The following is a 17,083-nucleotide window of genomic DNA, read 5'->3' as shown; positions in this document are numbered from 1 at the left end:
GATATGATGCCGTCAATCCGATACTGACACCTATCATTGCAATAGGAAACCATGCTGGAGCAGAACCAGCAACAGCAATTCCAACACCTATCCCAACGATGCTTAGATTGCCACCAATAGCCAGATCTTGTGATACACCACCACTAACTTCTTCCACTTGCTCAAATGTTAACTCTTTCATGGTATTTATCCTTGAGTTAAGTAAAGCCTGCTTAACAGGTTTTTGACAGACCAAAACAACTCTGTTTTGGCTCCTTATCTGCGCTCTCCAACTCATGTCCGACGGCAATGGACTAAATCGACCATAAGCGCCGATTCCTTGCATCCGACAAATTAACTTTAAATTAAATATAATTTAACAATAAAAATTAACAAGCCATCTCTAAACCTAAAACCGGGATTGGTTTTAAAAGTTTGATGAATAAAGAAATTTAAATTTGAAAACTGTAGGGGATTAAGGCGTTTGGAGATCAGGGGGAGAAAATCAAGCAGGGACTCTTTGGCCCTGCTCGTTAAATCAGCATGGCCTACAGCACGTCCACTTTAATTTTCGCTATCACATCCAATGCTTTTTGTTTGGCGTGCTCGACGTTGCCGCCTAAAGCCAAAGCCACGCCCATACGGCGTTCGCCTTGCACTTCTGGTTTGCCAAACAGGCGCAGGTCGGTGTCGGGTTGCATTAATGCCTGGGCTAAATTGCCATAGCCAATTTGCTCCGAGTTGCCAGGAACCAGCAGTACAGCTGAAGCGGCTGGGCCGTATTGGCGAATGAGCGGAATAGGCAAACCTAAAATAGCGCGGGCATGCAAAGCAAATTCAGAGTAGTTTTGAGAAATTAAGGTCACCATGCCGGTATCGTGTGGCCGTGGTGAAACCTCACTAAACCAGACTTCGTCACCTTTGACAAAAAGCTCGACGCCAAATAAACCAAAACCACCTAAAGCTTCGGTCACTTTAGCTGCGTAATGTTGGGCTTTTTCTAAAGCAATAGCCGACATGGCCTGAGGTTGCCATGATTCGCGGTAATCACCTTTTTCCTGCCTATGACCAACAGGTTCACAGTACTGGGTGCCGGACACAGAACGTACTGTTAATAAAGTGATTTCATAATCGAAGTCGATAAAACCTTCCACTATCACCCGGCCTTTACCGGCACGGCCGCCTTCTTGTGCATAAGCCCAGGCGCTTTCTAAATCGGCATCGGATTTCAGTACAGACTGGCCTTTGCCCGAAGACGACATAATAGGTTTCACCACACAAGGGTAACCAATATGTGCCACTGCAGCTAAGTAGCTGGCTTTGTCATCGGCAAAACGGAAAGGTGAAGTTGGCAGTTGTAACTCTTCAGCCGCTAAACGGCGGATACCTTCGCGGTTCATAGTTAAATTGGCGGCTTTCGCGCTTGGGATCACAGTAAAACCTTGTTGCTCCAGCTCAACCAAAGTACTAGTCGCTATGGCTTCCAGCTCAGGTACGATCAACGCAGGCTTTTCTTTGATCACAATCTGGCGCAAAGTCGCACCATCCAGCATAGAAATCACATAACGACGGTCTGCAACCTGCATAGCGGGCGCATTGGCGTAACGGTCGACAGCTATCACTTCACAACCTAAACGTTTGAGTTCAATACATACTTCTTTACCTAGTTCACCGCTGCCTAATAACAGCACTTTGGTGGCGTTGGCGGCGCCCGGAGTTCCTATCTGGCTCATATTCTGCAATTCCTAACCCTGATCTGATGGCAAAGAGCATACCAAAAATCAGTTGCCAACACTTAATGATTTCAACCAGATCAGACTCACTGAGGTATAGTAAAAGGAAGTAAAAACAGAGAATTGTTATGTCTGAGCAACTATGCCCTTTATGCCAGCAAGCCAATTTATGCAAAGCCGGCACGGCAGAACAAAACCAATGTTGGTGTATGCAGCAGGAGTTTCCGGCTGAACTGCTGGCACAAGCGCCTGATCAAAGCAGCTGCATTTGTGCAGACTGTTTAGCTCGTTTTCAAAAACAAACAAAACCGGTGCAGCTGTTTAAACCCGCCTGACTTATTTGCTGTTTTGCCATTTACCTGAACGTTTCATCGTGCCCCAGGAACTTTTGCTATTGCGCGCCCACAGCCATAAACCTTTTAAACGCCACCAGGAATTCAGCTGGCGATAACCGAAGTTTTCCAGTACCGCCATTAAAAATAACCGCATAATGCTGCGCCCACCCGGATACACCGGATACGACATTTCTTCCAGTACCAGCGCCACTACTGAAATCAGTATGCCAAAACCTATAGTCACCACTAAAAAAGCCAATAAAGCTGCTGGGTCTAACCAACCGGCCAGCCAGGTAAATAACATAAACAAATACCCCAGCACTTCCAAGGCAGGCCCTAAAGCTTCAAATAACAAGGCAAAAGGAAATGCTAACCAGCCAACAGCGCCGGATTTTCGGTGGAACAACAACGACATATTTGCGCCTAAGCTTTCCAGCAAACCACGCTGCCAGCGCACCCTTTGCTGTGCCAAAGTGGCCAAATCTTCCGGCGCTTCAGTCCAGCAGACAGGGTCAGGAATAAAATAAATCCTGTATTTTCGGTTGTTCAGCCGCATATATTTATGCATCCGCACCACCAGCTCCATATCTTCGCCTATGGTTTTATGCCGATAGCCACCTACTTCAATCACCAAATCTTTTTTAAACAAACCAAAAGCACCACTGATGATCAGCAAAGCGTTTAGAGACGACCAGCCCAGTCGACCAAATAAGAAACCGCGCAGGTATTCGACTATTTGTAATTGCGGCAATAGTTTATTGGGTAAGGCCGCTTTTAATAACAAACCATCTTTTACCTGACAGCCGTTGGCGATGCGTACAGTGCCGCCGGCAGCAATAGCGTCAGGGTCTTCCAGAAAAGGCCGGATAATGCGCAATAAGCTGTCACGCTGCAAAATAGAGTCGGCGTCGACACCACAAAACAGCGGAAAACGCGATAAATTCACCCCGGCATTTAACGCATCGGCTTTACCGCCATTGGCTTTGTCTATCACTTTTAAATTCGGGTAACGGCTGGACTGATAAATACCGCGAATCTGCTGACAAGGTAAACGCAAAGGGCAAGTGGCTGAGGACAAAGTTAAAGAAAAACTGTCTTTGAGCACCTGTAAAGTATCGTCTTTTGAGCCATCGTTGATGACGATCACTTCGTATTCAGGGTAGGTCAGTTGCAATAAGGACAAGACCGAACTGGCAATAGTTTCCTGCTCGTTGTAGGCGGGCACCAGCACAGAAATAGGAGTTAAAAAGCTGGCATAACTGGCAGGTAACAGCTCAGTGCGGGCAGACTGAATATGACTGCGCATCACCAGCAAGGCGACTAAATTCAGTATCAGGTAGCCTGCAGATAAACAGACAAAATAGCCTACCAACAACCATTGCAAAGGCACCAGCCAGGGGGCCAGATCCAACTGCTGTATCCACTGATGTGTCAGATCTATCGTCTGCTGTAACCAGCCATTTTCCATCAGGTTCTCCCTTGCTGCTGACGCTGTTGTTCTTCCTGCACTTGCGACAAAATAGCAATAGCAAAAGGGTCTGTCAGTTGTTGCTGCCATAGCTGTAGCTGGTCAGCTTCAATGCCGGGCAAAGCCATCAGGCTTTGAGCTGCACGATAGCGCACCCACCAGTTGGAGTCCGATAACATCTTCAGTAATAAAGGCGCATCTGAACTGTCGCCCAATCGGGCCAGAGCTTTGGCAAGCTGCACCCTAACTTCCCACTGTGGGTTATTCACCTGCTGGCGTAATAATGGTAATAAGTCGGGGGACACAGCGCTGGCAAAAGCTGTAGTTAACAACTCCATTTCATCCGGGTATTGCATCAAGGCTTGCTGGATCAGCGGCTGACTGTCGATGGGCGATAAGATATGCATCAGCTTAATTAAACGTCTTAACTCTTTGGCTGTCGCCTTTTCGGCACAGTCTGTAATAGACCTTACCATCAGATCATGAGGCAAGCGCACCAGCAAACCAGCCAGGCGGCTGACAGACCAATCGTCCCGATGAATTTGGCTTAAGATCACGGGTAAACCCAATTTTGGATCTATGGCTAATAAAGCTCTGGCTGCCACCAGTGAGAAAATAGTCCGCTTGTCCAATACATGAGGGATCAAGTCAGAAAAAGCGGACTTTTCCTGCACTATCCCCAGCGCCATAATGGCGGTGAGTTTTTTATCTGTGCTATAGCCATGCAGCCATTGCTTCATGACCGGAATTAAATTCAGGCGTTGTGCCAGTTCAGCCAGCCGGTTAGATGCGCTGCCACGCACTGTTTGTTCCAGTTGTAACCATAACTGCACGACAAAACCAAAACCTTCAGCATTTAGCTCTGGCAAAGGCCCTGCATTTTCGTCCGGAGAGTAAATCCAGGAAAACAGAATAGGAGTCCACTGTTCCGTAGCCTGCTGGCGACTTTTGTCACGCTGCCGTCTTTCGTAATGCATAAACAAGGTCAGCACTAACAACAATAGTGTCATCAGCAATAACACAGCGCTGCTATACCAAACCAATTGCACTATCACATCAGAGTCTGTACCTGACACCTAAACCCACCTCAGTTTTTTCGTATAACACATCCTGTTCAGACCAGCTCAGGTTGTACAACAGGCTCCAATCCGTGGCAAAAGAAAATTGGCCAAATAAACCGATGCGGGTAACGTCCATGACCAGGACACGGTTGGGTAAACGTTCCAACTCTTTACCTTTGACGAACAAAGCAGTGAGCGAATCCGTATCGTTAAAGTAATAGCTAGTCTGCAATACATGAGTATTGGCTGAGCCCGTATCTTCAGGTCTGGAGTGGTACAAGGTATAAGCATAACGCCATGAACCGCTGTAATGCTCGTTCATCAGGCTGTAGCTGCGACTGTCCTGCTGATCATCATTGGAAATAGCTATTCCGGGAGTAACAACCCAGCCTTTGGTCCACTGCCAGGCTAATTGATTGCCAACAGATAATTCAGGACGCACTCTGTTTTGTGGGCTATAAGCGGCTTGCCCCAACCAGGTCAGATTATCACTGATTTTATAATAAGCATCTGTCAGCCATTCCTGATCTTTTAAATCAAAACGCTCGCTGCGCTGCCAGCGTGCACCCCAACCGTAATCTGTGCCCGCATGACGTAGCCCGGCATAATAAAATGAACCATCGGCAAAGCTGTCCGACAATTGCTCATATCCCGCCCCGGTTTCCAGTTGATAACTACCGGCAGCGAGACAAACAGTTGGCACTAAAGCTGCGAGCAGCAAGACAGAGTTTTTGATCATCCCTGCTTTCCTATAAGGCGGCGCAAACGGGCACTCAGCTCAGGCGGCTGAAATGGCTTGACTAAATAGTCATCTGCACCTTTTTTCAGCGCAAGGGCTATATCTTCTTCACCCATTTTGGACGTGAGAATTAGTACGGGTACTGTGGCCATGGCCGCTTGATTACGGATCAATTCGAGTAAAAATAATCCATCAAAAAATGGCAGCATTAAGTCCAGTACCACAGCACTAAAGTCGCGACCCGATAAAACCAATTCCTGAGCCTGCTGGCCGTCTTTCAGCCACTCCACCTGATAACCATCTCGCTGCAGAATAAATACTAACAACTTGCCAATCAGTTCATCGTCTTCAACCAGCAATACAGTTTTCGTGCCCATCAATACTCCATAACTCCGGCTGTCCTTGCTACTTTCTTAAGCTAATTCGCCAGCTTGTTCAAGTTGTAGAGAAAAAAAAGACATCACAGGACTATAAATTAAGCACCTGCCCTTGAAATTTGTATACAAATTAATTTAATGTATCCAAAAATATCTGTTCAGGTGACATCAGATGTGGCGCGACTTTAGCTTATCAGCCATAGCTGCTGGTTTTGTGGCTGTATTAGTGGGGTTTGCCAGCTCAGTGGCTATTGTATTTCAGGCCGCTGCTGCTGCGGGTGCCGATCAGGCTGTGATGGCCTCCTGGATTTTAGCCTTGGGTCTTGGCATGGGCCTGACCTGTATTGGCTTGTCTTTGTATTTTAAAGCACCTGTTCTCACAGCATGGTCAACTCCGGGTGCCGCACTTTTAGTCAGTAGTTTGCAGGGACTCAGTTTGGCCGAAGCTGTAGGTGTCTTTATCTTCGCTGCCGCTTTAAGTTTGTTGCTGGGCCTGACTGGCTGGTTTGAAAAACTCAGCAATAAAATTCCACTACAAATTGCCTCTGCCATGCTGGCCGGTATTTTATTTAACTTTGGTTTATCGATTTTCACCTCCTTACAGCAGGATTTATGGTTAGTGGGGCTAATGTGCGCTACTTATCTGGTGACTAAACAGTATCTACCCCGTTACGCTATTCCATTGGTGTTAGTGGTCGCTGTGCTTTATGCCAGCCTGCAAGGTCAACTCAGCCTGGCACAGGTGCATTTTGATTGGCCAGCTCCGGTCTGGGTTTGGCCAGAATGGTCCATCAGCGCTTTAATAGGTGTAGGTTTACCACTTTTTATTGTGACTTTAACCTCACAAAATATTCCGGGTTTAGCTGTATTTAAAAGCAGCGGTTACAACCTGCCAGTATCACCACTGATCAATGCCAGCGCCCTTACTACTATAGTGCTGGCACCACTGGGGGCTTTTTCTATCAATTTAGCTGCTATTACGGCAGCTATTTGTGCCAGCCCTGAAGCTCATGCTGACCCAGCCAAAAGATACAGCGCAGGTGTAGCTGCAGGTATTTTTTACGTGCTGACAGGTTTAGCTGGCGCAGCCGTTGTGGCTTTATTTGCCGCCTTTCCAACTACTTTGGTCACTGCTTTGGCAGGTTTAGCTTTGCTTGGCACTATAGGCACTAATTTAGCCTTGACCACACAAGCTGGCCCAGACAGAGAAGCGGCAATAGTCACTTTATTAGTGACAGTATCTGGCGTCAGCTTTTTTGGTATAGCATCAGCCTTTTGGGGTTTAGTGGCTGGATTAGTGTGCATGCTAGCGTTAAAACTGCCACAGAAAAAGGCGGCTTAATATGACCAAAGCCAGTTTGTATCAACAGTTAAAGCAGGATATTCGTCAGGGCCTTTGGCCAGCGGGTTCAGTGCTAAATCAGCAAAAGTTATCGGAATATTATCAGGTCAGCCGTATTCCGGTGCGGGATGCTTTGCAGCAACTCAAAGCTGAAGCCTTGCTGGTGATGGCAGGCAAAGCCAGTTTAATGGTGCCACCTTTAACGGCAGCAGAGGCCGAAGAGTTGTATCAAATCCGTTTGCAGTTGGAACCTATGGCGCTTCGCCGTGCTTTTCCCCATCTCACTTTTAGCCTGCTTGGCCAGGCTGAAGATTTATTGCATCGGATTGAACAGGATCAGAATTTATCAGCCGCAGACAGAGGCGCACTCAACTGGCAGTTTCACCTGATGTTATATCAGGCCAGCAATTGTCCGCATTTACTACGTTTACTACACAGCCTGCACCAGCAAGTGGAACGTTATTTAGGTTTTCAGGAAATCAGTATGAACTACGCAGATACCAGTCATCAGGAACACTGGCAGTTGCTGGAGTTATTAAGAGCCCAGCAACTGGATGCTGCCGTAGCTTTACTACAGCAGCATATTCAACAGGCAGGTGAGTTATTGGTGGCCCACCTGCGTCTCTTAACCAAATAGTTTTTACCCAAAGTAATTGATGTTGCAGCGAGGCGACAAGAGCGTAAGACCCCAGGAGCATAGTTTACCTATGTGACTGGGGCGAGAGCATGCAGTCAACAAAGCTGCAGCTTCAAGTACAAAGGGCTTATACCTTGCGACGACGCCAGAAAGCCAAACCAGCCAAAACCATCAATAAAGTTGGTGCTGAAGAGCCGCTGCTTGAACCTTCGTTTTTACCCACCAGAGTATTTGGCGTTGGATTTAAGCTAGCCGCTGTAGTGGGGCTGTCGTTAATCACAGTGATACGTTCAATGGTCACTATATTAGCTGCAGTCACCGGCACATTATTCGCCAGATCTGTAGCGCTGTAATTACGCAGCGGCGTTTCTCTAAAAAGCCCTGTTCCTCCAGGCACATACAAAGTGTTAATACTGTCAACAATAGACATACCAGTGCCAGTCACTACACCAAACACTGTATAACCCCCATTGTCTTTGTCCAGATTCGCTGAGTTATCTTTAACATTCACATACCAATGGGTTGTTGCACTGTTTGGGCTGTTTGGTTTTTTGGCCATAGCCACAGTACCACGCACATTCGATAATTTGGGTTCGTTATCGACTGGGCCCCGTGGTGTAATTTCAATAAAAGGTGCTGCATTATTACCGGTATAACGTTTGCCGCCTCCCTGTATCACAAAGTCTTTTAATGACCGGTGAAACACAGAATTGTCAAAAGTTCCGGCTTTAACGTAAGTTAAAAAATTAGTCACGGTTTCTGGTGTGGTCTGATCAAACAGGTTGATTTCAAAATCACCCATATTGGTTTCTACCAAAACAATAGTGGCAGCAGCGTTATGACTAACAGCTAAAGCAGCGGTAAAAGTGGCCGCAAGCACAGATTTTTTCAACATGGTATGGCTCTCTGATTTTAAAGTGCTCCGACTTTAATCTAAGAGCCGGACCTCAAGCCAGCGTCATTACAATTGGTAACGAACTAACTAACTTTGTTAACTCTTTTGCCCGCTGATCCAGCTGCTGAAAAACGTCTTTTTTTCTTATAGACTGGCTTTTGTTGAGGGGCAGTTTTAGCGATTTCAGCGGACACCTGTGCCTGCTGTACCAGACTGATAATTTCGGGCTGCAGCTGCGCCATAAAGTGCGGATAATCCTGCTGCTGATGACAAATTTGCTCTAGTTGGGCTTCCCATAAAGCTGTTAAATCAGGTGCAGTGATACGTTGTGGCAAACTTTGAATAAAAACACGCCCCAGCTGGCTGGCCCGAATTTGTTTGCCCTGACGCTGCAAATAACCCCGCTTAAACAACAACTCCAGAATACCAGCCCGGGTAGCTTCAGTGCCCAAACCGGCGGTTTCTTTTAAGATACGTTTTAATTCAGGATCAGTCACAAAACGGCTGATCCCCGTCATGGCTGCTAATAAAGTGGCATCCGTAAAATAAGCTGGTGGCTGAGTTTGCTTCGACAGTAATTCTGATTGACCCGACTGCAACTGCTGGCCTTTGGTTAAAGGCGGCAAACTTTGTTGCTCGTCAATATCCTCGTCTTGATCCTCTTTCTGACTGGCTTTATAAAAAGCCTTCCAGCCCTGAGACTGCACCAGCCTGGCCTGAGCTTTAAATAAACCTCCGGCAATTTTAATCAGCGCCTGCTGTTCCAGATAACAAAATGGCGGGAAAAACTGCCATAAAAACTGCCGCGCTATCAGCCAATAGAGTTTAGCTTCAGAGCTATTCAGGCTGGCTGATTTCAGCGCTTTATCTGTAGGAATAATAGCGTGGTGAGCGGTAATTTTGCTGTCATCCCAGGCTTTGTTGCGTTGGCTCATACTGGCTTGCTGCTGCATATCAGCAAGCTCCGGGCTATTGGCTACTATAGCCCGGCAGACAGCACCCGATTGGCTAAATTGTTGCTCTGGTAAATGCCTGCAATCCGAACGAGGATAAGTAATAAGCTGATGGCGTTCATACAATTGTTGGCAAGTATCCAGCACCTGCTGTGCTGTCATGCCATAAAGTTTTGCTGCTTCAATCTGCAAAGCTGACAAACTAAAAGGCAAAGGCGCATACTGCTTTTTCGGTAGCTGCTGCACTTGCTCTACCACCGCGGCTTGATGGCTGGTTTTGCGTTGTACTAGTTCAGCCAATTCACGATTGAGCACACGGCCTTCTTCGTCCTGATAAGGAGCACAAGCTTCACTGGATTGCCAGATAGCACTAAAAGGCCAGTCGGCACCTGTTAAATGCGCCTTCACCTGATAAAAATCACGGCTGACAAAGTTCTCGATGTGTAAGTCACGCTGCACTACTAAACCTAAGACCGGGGTTTGCACCCGGCCGACAGACAACACCCCCTGATAGCCTTGTTTCTGGCCATGTAAGGTATAAGCTCTGGTTAAGTTAATACCATATAACCAATCGGCTCTGCTGCGGGCCAAGGCGCTTTGCGACAAAGGCGCAAACTCAGAATTCTGCTTTAACTGCTGCAACGCCAGGCGCACAGCAGCTGGGGTTAAATCGTTTAACAGCAGTCTTTTAGTTTGCTTCAGTTTAGTTTGGCTGACTTTACTATGCTGCAACACTTCATCGACCAGCAACTGACCTTCCCGATCCGGATCGCCGGCATGCACCAGTTCTGTCGCCTCTTTAATCAGTTGGGTCAGAATTTTCAGCTGGGCTTTGCTTTGAGTTTTGGCCACCAGTTTCCACTGTTCAGGCAAAATAGGTAAATGCTCCAGCCGCCAGCTTTTAAATACCGGATCATAAGCTTCTGGTTCCGCCTGCTCTAACAAATGCCCAAGACACCAGCTGACTTTATCGCCATTACTAAGTTGCAGATAACCCTGCTGTTTTTGATGTGCCCCAAAGGCGTCGGCAATAGCACGAGCCATACTGGGCTTTTCGGCAATATACAATCTCATCGGCAGATCACTGTATGAAAAAACAGTTAATTTAACCGCAGTTTTCCTAAAAAAGCAAAGGCTGGAGCATTTGTTTTCTGTCAGGCACGGAGTAAGCTAAGGTTTTGCCGGGAAAAACCGGAACCTGCTTTGGTGAACTGTCAGCATTGATTAAAATTTCAGCTCCAAGTTTAACTCTGTTGCGGATCTTCCTGCTGGCTCTTGCCTATTTTGTGTTTGGTCAGTTGGCTATTTTGCTGGCTATAGCGCCAGGTATGGCAACATCTGTCTTTCCATCCTTAGGTGTAGCTATTGCCGCCGCCTTGTTATGGGGTTATCCCATGCTGGCAGGTGCCTTTTTAGGTTCACTGCTGTTTAAGCTGGTTCAGCCTGACTGGCCAGAAGATTTAACCTGGCCTGATAAAGTGATCTATAGCCTCAGCATGGCCACTATTACCGGCTTGACTGTCGCTTTTGCTTGCTGGTCCATTCGTCGTTTTGCCAACTTTCATAGCGCTCTGACCTTTGAAAAAAGCATTCTCTGGCTGTTTTTCCTGGCTGGCCCTTTGGCCTGCTTAATTAGCTCAGCCTTCTCCACTTTGGTGTTATATCGCTATGGCATAGTCACGACCCACACTGCCGGACTGAACTGGTTTACCTGGTGGGTTGGCGACATAATTGGGGTGATGATTGCCATCCCTCTGGTGTTTATGGTGTTCGCCAAACCTCGCCCTTTGTGGCGTGCACGTTGGCTGACCGTAGGTTTGCCTTTATTGGTCTGTACAGCTCTGGTGGTAGCTTTGTTTGTGCTGGCGCGCTTTCAGTACAATCAAAGTTTGCAGCAAAAGTTCTTTGATCAATCGGAACAAATCAGCGCGACCTTTCAATTTCGAGTCAGTAAAGTACTGCAACAGATGCAGATGCTTGAACGCTTGTTTTCCACTCAGCCTGAAGTCACAGACGTGATGTTTCAGCAGTTTTTGAAAGACTACCCATGGCAGGAAGCTGGTGTATTATTTTTTGATTGGATAGAACAAGTTCCGCATCAACAAAGGGCTGCAACAGAGGCTCAACTTCATACCAGCTTTAAAGAATATGCCAACCCAGGGGTCAGGCTTGCAGCACAACGCCCACATTACAGTGTGATCCGCTATATGGCCTCAGCCTCTGGCGATAAGTCTTTGGCTGGGCTGGATTTAGCTGCAGACCCAGCACGAAAAGAGGCCATGGATTATGCAGTAGATTCAGGCAGTATCAGCATTACAGCACCAGTACGGCTGGTCAGCGGAAATGCTGCTTTGATGTTTTTTATCCCTGTGTACCACCAGGGTATTATTCCAGAGAGTGTCGAAGATAAACGCAAACAAATCCGTGGTTTTATTTGTGGCATTTTTGAAACAGAGCAATTAGTACAGACCAGTTTAAGCCAATACGATACGTCAGAGTTTCATCTGCAAATCAGGGATTTAGGCACGGGATTGTCTTATTACGGCTCTTTGCCGGATCTACCTGCTCAGGCCCGTTATCTAACCTGGACCCGGCATTGGTCACATGCCGGACGCTCATTAGAGCTGCAACTGGTTCCCAGTAAATCGATGCTCAGTCTGAATTCAGGCCAACAAAGCTGGTATGTTTTAACTGGCGGTCTGGTGCTGTGTAGCTTGCTGGGGATTTTCTTGCTGGTACTGACAGGCCGCTCAGCACGCATTGAGCATTTAATCACTCAGCGTACCAAAGAGCTGAGCTCTATTCTGGATAACGCTATTGAATCTATTGTGATAGTGGATCAACAAGGGCTGATCGAACGGGTCAACAAAGAAACCTCCTTGTTGTTTGGCTATGCGATGCCAGCGCTTCTGCGCCAACCGGTCAGTAAGTTATTGGCGTGTTTGCCTGAACATAAAAATCATCAATTGCTGCAGCCTTTAACTGTAGAACAACTGAATTTATGGGTAGGTCATACAGTTGAAGTCACTGGACTGGGTGAAGATGGCCAACAAATTCCGCTGGAAATGGGCTTAAGCCGGGTGGATACCGCAGATAAACATTTATATACCCTGATGCTGCACGATTTACGTGAACGTAAAAAAATAGACAGAATGAAAAGTGAGTTTATCTCAACCGTCAGCCATGAACTGCGTACGCCACTGACTTCGATTAATGGCTCTTTAGGTTTATTGGCTGGTGGCGTAGTAGGTGAATTACCTTCGGCAGCACAACAATTGGTGCAAATAGCTAAAACCAATACAGACCGTTTGGTGCGGCTGGTAAACGATATTCTGGATATTGAAAAACTAGAGTTTGGCCAGTTGAAATTACAACCTTCAGAAGTAGAAGTTTCAGCCTTATTGCAGGAAGCCAAACTGCAAAATCAGGCTTATGCCGATAAGTACTTAGTACGGCTGGATTTGCTCACAGCACCAGAGGCTACACCTGTATTTTTGTATCAGGATAAATTCCGCTTGCTACAAATTCTGTCGAATTTAATCTCCAATGCTATTAAATTTTCACCCAGTCACTCTGTGGTGAAATTAAGTTATCAACTCAAAGATGGACAGCTGGTGATACAGGTCAAAGATCAGGGTGCCGGTATAGCCGAATCCTTTCGCAGCAAAATTTTCCAAAAGTTTGCTCAGGCCGACAGTTCAGACAGCCGCAGCAATCAGGGTTCTGGTTTGGGTTTAAATATCAGTAAAACCCTGGTAGAGATGATGCAAGGCACGATCGACTTTGAATCAGAAATGGGCAAAGGTACCTGCTTTAGCCTGACCTTTCCGTATTATCAGCAGCCGCATCGTCACGAAAAAAGTCAGGTGCAAGATTAAAGAGCTTGTTTATACTCAAAACCGCTGTATCCGGATAAAACTAAAACCAAACAAGGTAAATCCATGAAACCTATCTATAAACTCAGTCTGACCGCTATGCTGGTCAGTTCAGCCTTACTACTGACTGCTTGTGGCGAAAAAGCAGCAGCTCCGGCAGAAACCAAAGCTGTTGCAACTCAAGCTACAGCTGAAGAAGCCAAAGCTTTTGTCAAAACGGCCAGTGATGAATTCAGCACATTATTACTCGAAGTTAATCGCGCCGACTGGATAGCATCGAACTTTATTACCGAAGACACTGAAGCTTTATCTGCTGCTGCAGGCCAGAAGCTGACAGAAATGGTGGTGCGTTTAGCTAATCAGGCCGCCCGTTTTAATGACACTGAAGTGGATTACGACACCCGCCGTCAACTGGACAAATTAAAACAAGCTCTGACTTTAGCAGCGCCGCAAGACAAAGCCAAAACTGAAGAGTTATCCGGCATTGTCGCCAAATTGAATGCCATGTATGGCAAAGGTAAGTACTGTAAAACGCCGGATAATTGTCTGGATTTAGGTCAGATGTCCAGCACTATGGCAAGCTCACGCAGCTATGACGAGCAACTGGAAATGTGGACTGGCTGGCACAATACAGCGGCACCTATGAAGCCTATTTATGTACGACAGGTGGAACTGGCGAACGAAGGAGCCAAAGAGCTGGGTTATGCCGATACCGGAGCTATGTGGCGTTCGAAATACGATATGGATCCTAATGCCTTTGCGCTTGAGCTGGATAAACAATGGGGCGCAGTCAAACCTCTATACGACGCTTTACATTGCCATGTTCGGGCTAAGTTATCGGAAAAATACGGTGCCGACAAAGTGCCACTGAACAAGCCTATTCCAGCGCATTTATTGGGCAATATGTGGGCTCAGACCTGGGGCAATATTTATGATTTAGTCGCACCAGCAGATGCCGATCCGGGCTATGACGTCACCAAGCTGCTGGCTGACAAAGGTTATGACGAGCTAAAAATGGTCAAAGGGGCTGAAGGCTTTTTCACCTCGTTGGGTTTTGCGCCTTTACCTGAAACCTTCTGGACCCGATCCTTGTTTGTGCAGCCAAAAGATCGGGATGTGGTCTGCCATGCATCCGCCTGGGACTTAGACGCCAAAGACGATTTACGTATTAAAATGTGTATTCAGCGCACTGGTGAAGAGTTTTCAGTGATCCACCACGAGCTGGGACATAACTTCTATCAACGCGCCTATAAAAACCAGCCGGTGTTTTATCAGGAAAGTGCCAACGATGGTTTCCACGAAGCCATAGGTGACACCATAGCCTTGTCAGTCACGCCAAAATATTTACAACAAATTGGTTTGCTGGAGCAAATTCCGGACGAGTCAAAAGACATTGGTTTATTGCTGAAACTGGCGCTGGATAAAGTGGCTTTCCTGCCTTTTGGTTTATTAGTTGACCAATGGCGCTGGCAGGTATTTTCCGGCCAGGTGAAACCAGAGCAATACAATGAAGCCTGGTGGAAATTACGTGAACAGTATCAGGGTGTGGCCGCACCTGTTGCCCGTACTGAAGCCGACTTTGACGCTGGTGCTAAATACCATGTACCGGGCAATACACCTTATACCCGTTATTTCCTCGCTCATATTCTGCAGTTCCAGTTCCACAAAGCTTTATGTGAAAAAGCCGGTGACACAGGCGCAATTCACCGCTGTTCTATCTACAACAGCAAAGAAGCAGGTGCTGCATTAAACGAAATGCTGGAAATGGGTTCTAGCCGGCCCTGGCAGGAAGCTTTAGCCAAATTAACAGGCAAACCAGAAATGGATTCCAGCGCCATTCTGGCTTATTTTGCGCCGTTAAAAACCTGGCTGGATGAGCAAAACAAAGACAGACAGTGCGGCTGGTAACAGCACATTGATCGGATTGAAGGGTAGCGTTAGCTGCCCTTTTTTTAAAAAACATCTGTAGCTCTGAAATTTAAAAAAATTTCTTATCTGTTGTCGATTTTAATAAACCTGAACCGACTAAGCACAGAGACAGTGAAACAGGCATTGTCAGTTTATAGCCAACAGGAGGGCCCCATGGCCAAAATGCTTTTTGTGAACTTACCCTGCAGCAACTTAAACGCTGCTATCGAATTTTATCAGGCGCTGGGTTTTAGCCAGAATATGCAGTTCAGCGACGACACAGCGGCTTGTATGGTCTGGAGTGAGCATATTTTCGTCATGTTATTAACTCATGCCAAATGGCAAAGTTTTACCCAAAGACCAATACCTGATAAAGGCAGCAGTGAAGTGATGCTGGCTTTAAGTTGTGATGATAAAGAAGCAGTGGATCAAGTGTGTAATGCAGCGGCTAAAGCTGGTGGTACCGCCGACATCAATGCAAAGCAGGATTTAGGCTTTATGTATGGCCGCTCTGTGCTGGATTTAGATGGTCATATCTGGGAGTTTTTCTGGATGGATCCAACCGCAGTGGCTGGTTGATTCAAATCATAAGGCGATAACCTATCCCTGCCTCAGTTTTCAAGTACTTGGGTTCGGTGGGGTCGTCGCCTATTTTCTGCCGTAAGTGACTGATCACAATACGTAAATAATGGGTGTCCTGACCATGGGTTGGGCCCCAGATTTGTTCCAGCAGCTGTTTTTGTGTGATCACACATTGCCGATGCTGAGCCAAAGTAGCCAGCACCGCATATTCTTTTGGGGTGAGCTCCACTTCCTGCGTCTTGCAGGTCACCAGACGGCGGGCGAGGTCTATATGCAGATAGCCATCGTCCAGCACAGCCGGGGTTTTATCCGGCAAACGGTCGCGTAATTGTGCCCGCACCCGCGCCAGCAACTCTTCAACACTAAAAGGTTTAGTCACATAATCCTGAGCACCTATATCCAGCGCTTTGATTTTGTCGGAGTCACCATTACGCACAGACAAAACAATAACAGGAACCTTGGAAAAGCTGCGCAGTTCGCTTAATAAATCCAGACCGTCGCCATCGGGCAAACCTAAATCCAGCACCAATAAATCCGGCTGCTGGCGCACTAAAGCCGCCAGACCTGATTCGACTGAATCAGCTTCAGTCACGTCATAACCGACACTTTTTAACGCAATCCGCAGCATTTTGCGGATTTGCATTTCGTCATCAACAACCAGAATTCGAGCGGACAATAGGGTTAGTCTCCTGCTTGGATTTCAGGCAAAGGCAAGTCGACGATAAAACGTGAACCTGTGCCAACACGGGCTGAGGTGGCTTTAACCGAACCTCCGTGCGCACCAATCATGCCACGACAAATCGCCAGCCCCATGCCGGTATTGTGCCTTTTACTGTCGCCATCGGCCACCACATAAAACATATCAAAGACTTTTTCCCGCAGCGCTTCCGGAATACCAGGGCCACTGTCTTCAATTTCAATGCGGCAGACTTTGTCGTGCTGACTAACCCAAACCCGCACAGGTTCGCCGTCAGGGCTGTATTTAGCCGCATTTTCCAGAATATTGAACAGCCCTTGTTCCAACAAAGCGGCATGAGCATAAAGTAAAGGTAAATCCGGTGCAGCTTCGTATTCCACCTCCACTTGCGGGAAAAAGCGCTTTAAGCGTTGTTTGGCACTGCCAATAATATCGGCCACTGACACCCAATCCCGTTCCAGCTTTAAGGTGCCATGACCTAAACGCGTCATATCCAGCAGGT

General features: G+C 47.0%; 16 protein-coding genes. 6 read left to right on the top strand and 10 right to left on the bottom strand.

The features are described from left to right. Both LSG34_RS16110 and purT read right to left on the bottom strand, forming a co-directional pair. Positions 1-181 (bottom strand): class IIb bacteriocin, lactobin A/cerein 7B family (locus tag LSG34_RS16110; RefSeq protein WP_233010131.1); only part of this gene is annotated, 181 nt, incomplete at its 3' end. A gap of 346 nt (positions 182-527) precedes the next feature. Then, on the bottom strand, positions 528-1,712 hold the full coding sequence (gene purT, locus LSG34_RS16105) for a formate-dependent phosphoribosylglycinamide formyltransferase (RefSeq protein WP_233010130.1): 1,185 nt from the start codon (positions 1,710-1,712) through the stop codon (positions 528-530). Positions 1,713-1,840: 128 nt separating this feature from the next. On the opposite strand from purT, the gene LSG34_RS16100 reads away from it, so the two are divergent. Then, positions 1,841-2,047, top strand: coding sequence for a cysteine-rich CWC family protein (locus LSG34_RS16100; protein ID WP_233010129.1), 207 nt, complete (start codon positions 1,841-1,843; stop codon positions 2,045-2,047). 1 nt (position 2,048) lies between these two features. On the opposite strand, the gene LSG34_RS16095 is transcribed toward LSG34_RS16100, so the two are convergent. The 4 genes from LSG34_RS16095 to LSG34_RS16080 are packed head-to-tail and all read right to left on the bottom strand — an operon-like array spanning position 2,049 to position 5,692. Continuing rightward, on the bottom strand, positions 2,049-3,515 hold the full coding sequence (locus tag LSG34_RS16095) for a glycosyltransferase family 2 protein (RefSeq protein ID WP_233010128.1): 1,467 nt from the start codon (positions 3,513-3,515) through the stop codon (positions 2,049-2,051). Next, positions 3,515-4,591: a HEAT repeat domain-containing protein gene (locus LSG34_RS20860; RefSeq protein WP_233010127.1), complete on the bottom strand. Its 1,077-nt coding sequence runs from the start codon at positions 4,589-4,591 to the stop codon at positions 3,515-3,517. The genes LSG34_RS16095 and LSG34_RS20860 overlap by 1 nt, the downstream gene beginning before the upstream one ends. Continuing rightward, positions 4,572-5,315, bottom strand: a complete 744-nt coding sequence (locus LSG34_RS16085; RefSeq protein WP_233010126.1) for a YaiO family outer membrane beta-barrel protein — start codon at positions 5,313-5,315, stop codon at positions 4,572-4,574. The genes LSG34_RS20860 and LSG34_RS16085 overlap by 20 nt, the downstream gene beginning before the upstream one ends. Next, positions 5,312-5,692: a response regulator transcription factor gene (locus LSG34_RS16080; RefSeq protein WP_233010125.1), complete on the bottom strand. Its 381-nt coding sequence runs from the start codon at positions 5,690-5,692 to the stop codon at positions 5,312-5,314. Before LSG34_RS16080 ends, LSG34_RS16085 begins: the two co-directional genes overlap by 4 nt. 172 nt (positions 5,693-5,864) lie before the next feature. On the opposite strand from LSG34_RS16080, the gene LSG34_RS16075 reads away from it, so the two are divergent. Further along, positions 5,865-7,034, top strand: a complete 1,170-nt coding sequence (locus LSG34_RS16075) for a benzoate/H(+) symporter BenE family transporter (RefSeq protein WP_233010124.1) — start codon at positions 5,865-5,867, stop codon at positions 7,032-7,034. 1 nt (position 7,035) lies between these two features. Then, positions 7,036-7,671, top strand: a complete 636-nt coding sequence (locus tag LSG34_RS16070) for a GntR family transcriptional regulator (protein WP_233010123.1) — start codon at positions 7,036-7,038, stop codon at positions 7,669-7,671. 127 nt (positions 7,672-7,798) lie between these two features. Here the strand turns inward: LSG34_RS16070 and LSG34_RS16065 are convergent, their stop codons facing one another. Both LSG34_RS16065 and LSG34_RS16060 read right to left on the bottom strand, forming a co-directional pair. After that, on the bottom strand, positions 7,799-8,566 hold the full coding sequence (locus LSG34_RS16065) for a peptidylprolyl isomerase (RefSeq protein WP_233010122.1): 768 nt from the start codon (positions 8,564-8,566) through the stop codon (positions 7,799-7,801). Positions 8,567-8,649: 83 nt separating this feature from the next. Continuing rightward, the gene (locus LSG34_RS16060) at positions 8,650-10,593 is read right to left on the bottom strand and encodes a DNA topoisomerase III (RefSeq protein ID WP_233010121.1); all 1,944 of its coding nucleotides are present in this window, start codon (positions 10,591-10,593) and stop codon (positions 8,650-8,652) included. 146 nt (positions 10,594-10,739) lie between these two features. Here LSG34_RS16060 and LSG34_RS16055 point away from each other — a divergent pair, with 146 nt between their 5' ends. From LSG34_RS16055 to LSG34_RS16045, 3 genes are all read left to right on the top strand, one after another. Then, complete coding sequence (locus LSG34_RS16055; RefSeq protein ID WP_233010120.1) at positions 10,740-13,397, top strand: CHASE domain-containing protein; 2,658 nt, start codon at positions 10,740-10,742, stop codon at positions 13,395-13,397. 63 nt (positions 13,398-13,460) lie between these two features. Then, positions 13,461-15,302 carry a M2 family metallopeptidase gene (locus LSG34_RS16050; protein WP_233010119.1) on the top strand — a complete coding sequence of 614 codons (1,842 nt, stop codon included), beginning with the start codon at positions 13,461-13,463 and terminating at the stop codon, positions 15,300-15,302. Between the two features lie 174 nt (positions 15,303-15,476). Next, on the top strand, positions 15,477-15,881 hold the full coding sequence (locus LSG34_RS16045; RefSeq protein WP_233010118.1) for a VOC family protein: 405 nt from the start codon (positions 15,477-15,479) through the stop codon (positions 15,879-15,881). Position 15,882: 1 nt separating this feature from the next. Here the strand turns inward: LSG34_RS16045 and LSG34_RS16040 are convergent, their stop codons facing one another. Together LSG34_RS16040 and LSG34_RS16035 are read right to left on the bottom strand one after the other, a co-directional pair. After that, complete coding sequence (locus LSG34_RS16040; RefSeq protein WP_233010117.1) at positions 15,883-16,560, bottom strand: response regulator; 678 nt, start codon at positions 16,558-16,560, stop codon at positions 15,883-15,885. A gap of 5 nt (positions 16,561-16,565) precedes the next feature. Then, positions 16,566-17,072 carry a sensor histidine kinase gene (locus LSG34_RS16035; RefSeq protein ID WP_233010116.1) on the bottom strand — a complete coding sequence of 169 codons (507 nt, stop codon included), beginning with the start codon at positions 17,070-17,072 and terminating at the stop codon, positions 16,566-16,568. Positions 17,073-17,083: the final 11 nt, after the last annotated feature.

The sequence above is a fragment of the Rheinheimera faecalis genome, assembly GCF_021290965.1.
GTDB lineage: Bacteria > Pseudomonadota > Gammaproteobacteria > Enterobacterales > Alteromonadaceae > Pararheinheimera > Pararheinheimera faecalis.
This window is presented reverse-complemented; position numbering and strand designations above follow the sequence as displayed.

Coding starts and splice junctions, on each gene's coding strand:
- purT (WP_233010130.1), bottom strand. CDS start 1,712: ATGAGCCAGATAGGAACTCCGGGCGCCGCCAACGCCACCAAAGTGCTG.
- LSG34_RS16100 (WP_233010129.1), top strand. CDS start 1,841: ATGTCTGAGCAACTATGCCCTTTATGCCAGCAAGCCAATTTATGCAAA.
- LSG34_RS16095 (WP_233010128.1), bottom strand. CDS start 3,515: ATGGAAAATGGCTGGTTACAGCAGACGATAGATCTGACACATCAGTGG.
- LSG34_RS16085 (WP_233010126.1), bottom strand. CDS start 5,315: ATGATCAAAAACTCTGTCTTGCTGCTCGCAGCTTTAGTGCCAACTGTT.
- LSG34_RS16080 (WP_233010125.1), bottom strand. CDS start 5,692: ATGGGCACGAAAACTGTATTGCTGGTTGAAGACGATGAACTGATTGGC.
- LSG34_RS16075 (WP_233010124.1), top strand. CDS start 5,865: ATGTGGCGCGACTTTAGCTTATCAGCCATAGCTGCTGGTTTTGTGGCT.
- LSG34_RS16070 (WP_233010123.1), top strand. CDS start 7,036: ATGACCAAAGCCAGTTTGTATCAACAGTTAAAGCAGGATATTCGTCAG.
- LSG34_RS16065 (WP_233010122.1), bottom strand. CDS start 8,566: ATGTTGAAAAAATCTGTGCTTGCGGCCACTTTTACCGCTGCTTTAGCT.
- LSG34_RS16060 (WP_233010121.1), bottom strand. CDS start 10,593: ATGAGATTGTATATTGCCGAAAAGCCCAGTATGGCTCGTGCTATTGCC.
- LSG34_RS16050 (WP_233010119.1), top strand. CDS start 13,461: ATGAAACCTATCTATAAACTCAGTCTGACCGCTATGCTGGTCAGTTCA.
- LSG34_RS16045 (WP_233010118.1), top strand. CDS start 15,477: ATGGCCAAAATGCTTTTTGTGAACTTACCCTGCAGCAACTTAAACGCT.
- LSG34_RS16035 (WP_233010116.1), bottom strand. CDS start 17,072: ATGACGCGTTTAGGTCATGGCACCTTAAAGCTGGAACGGGATTGGGTG.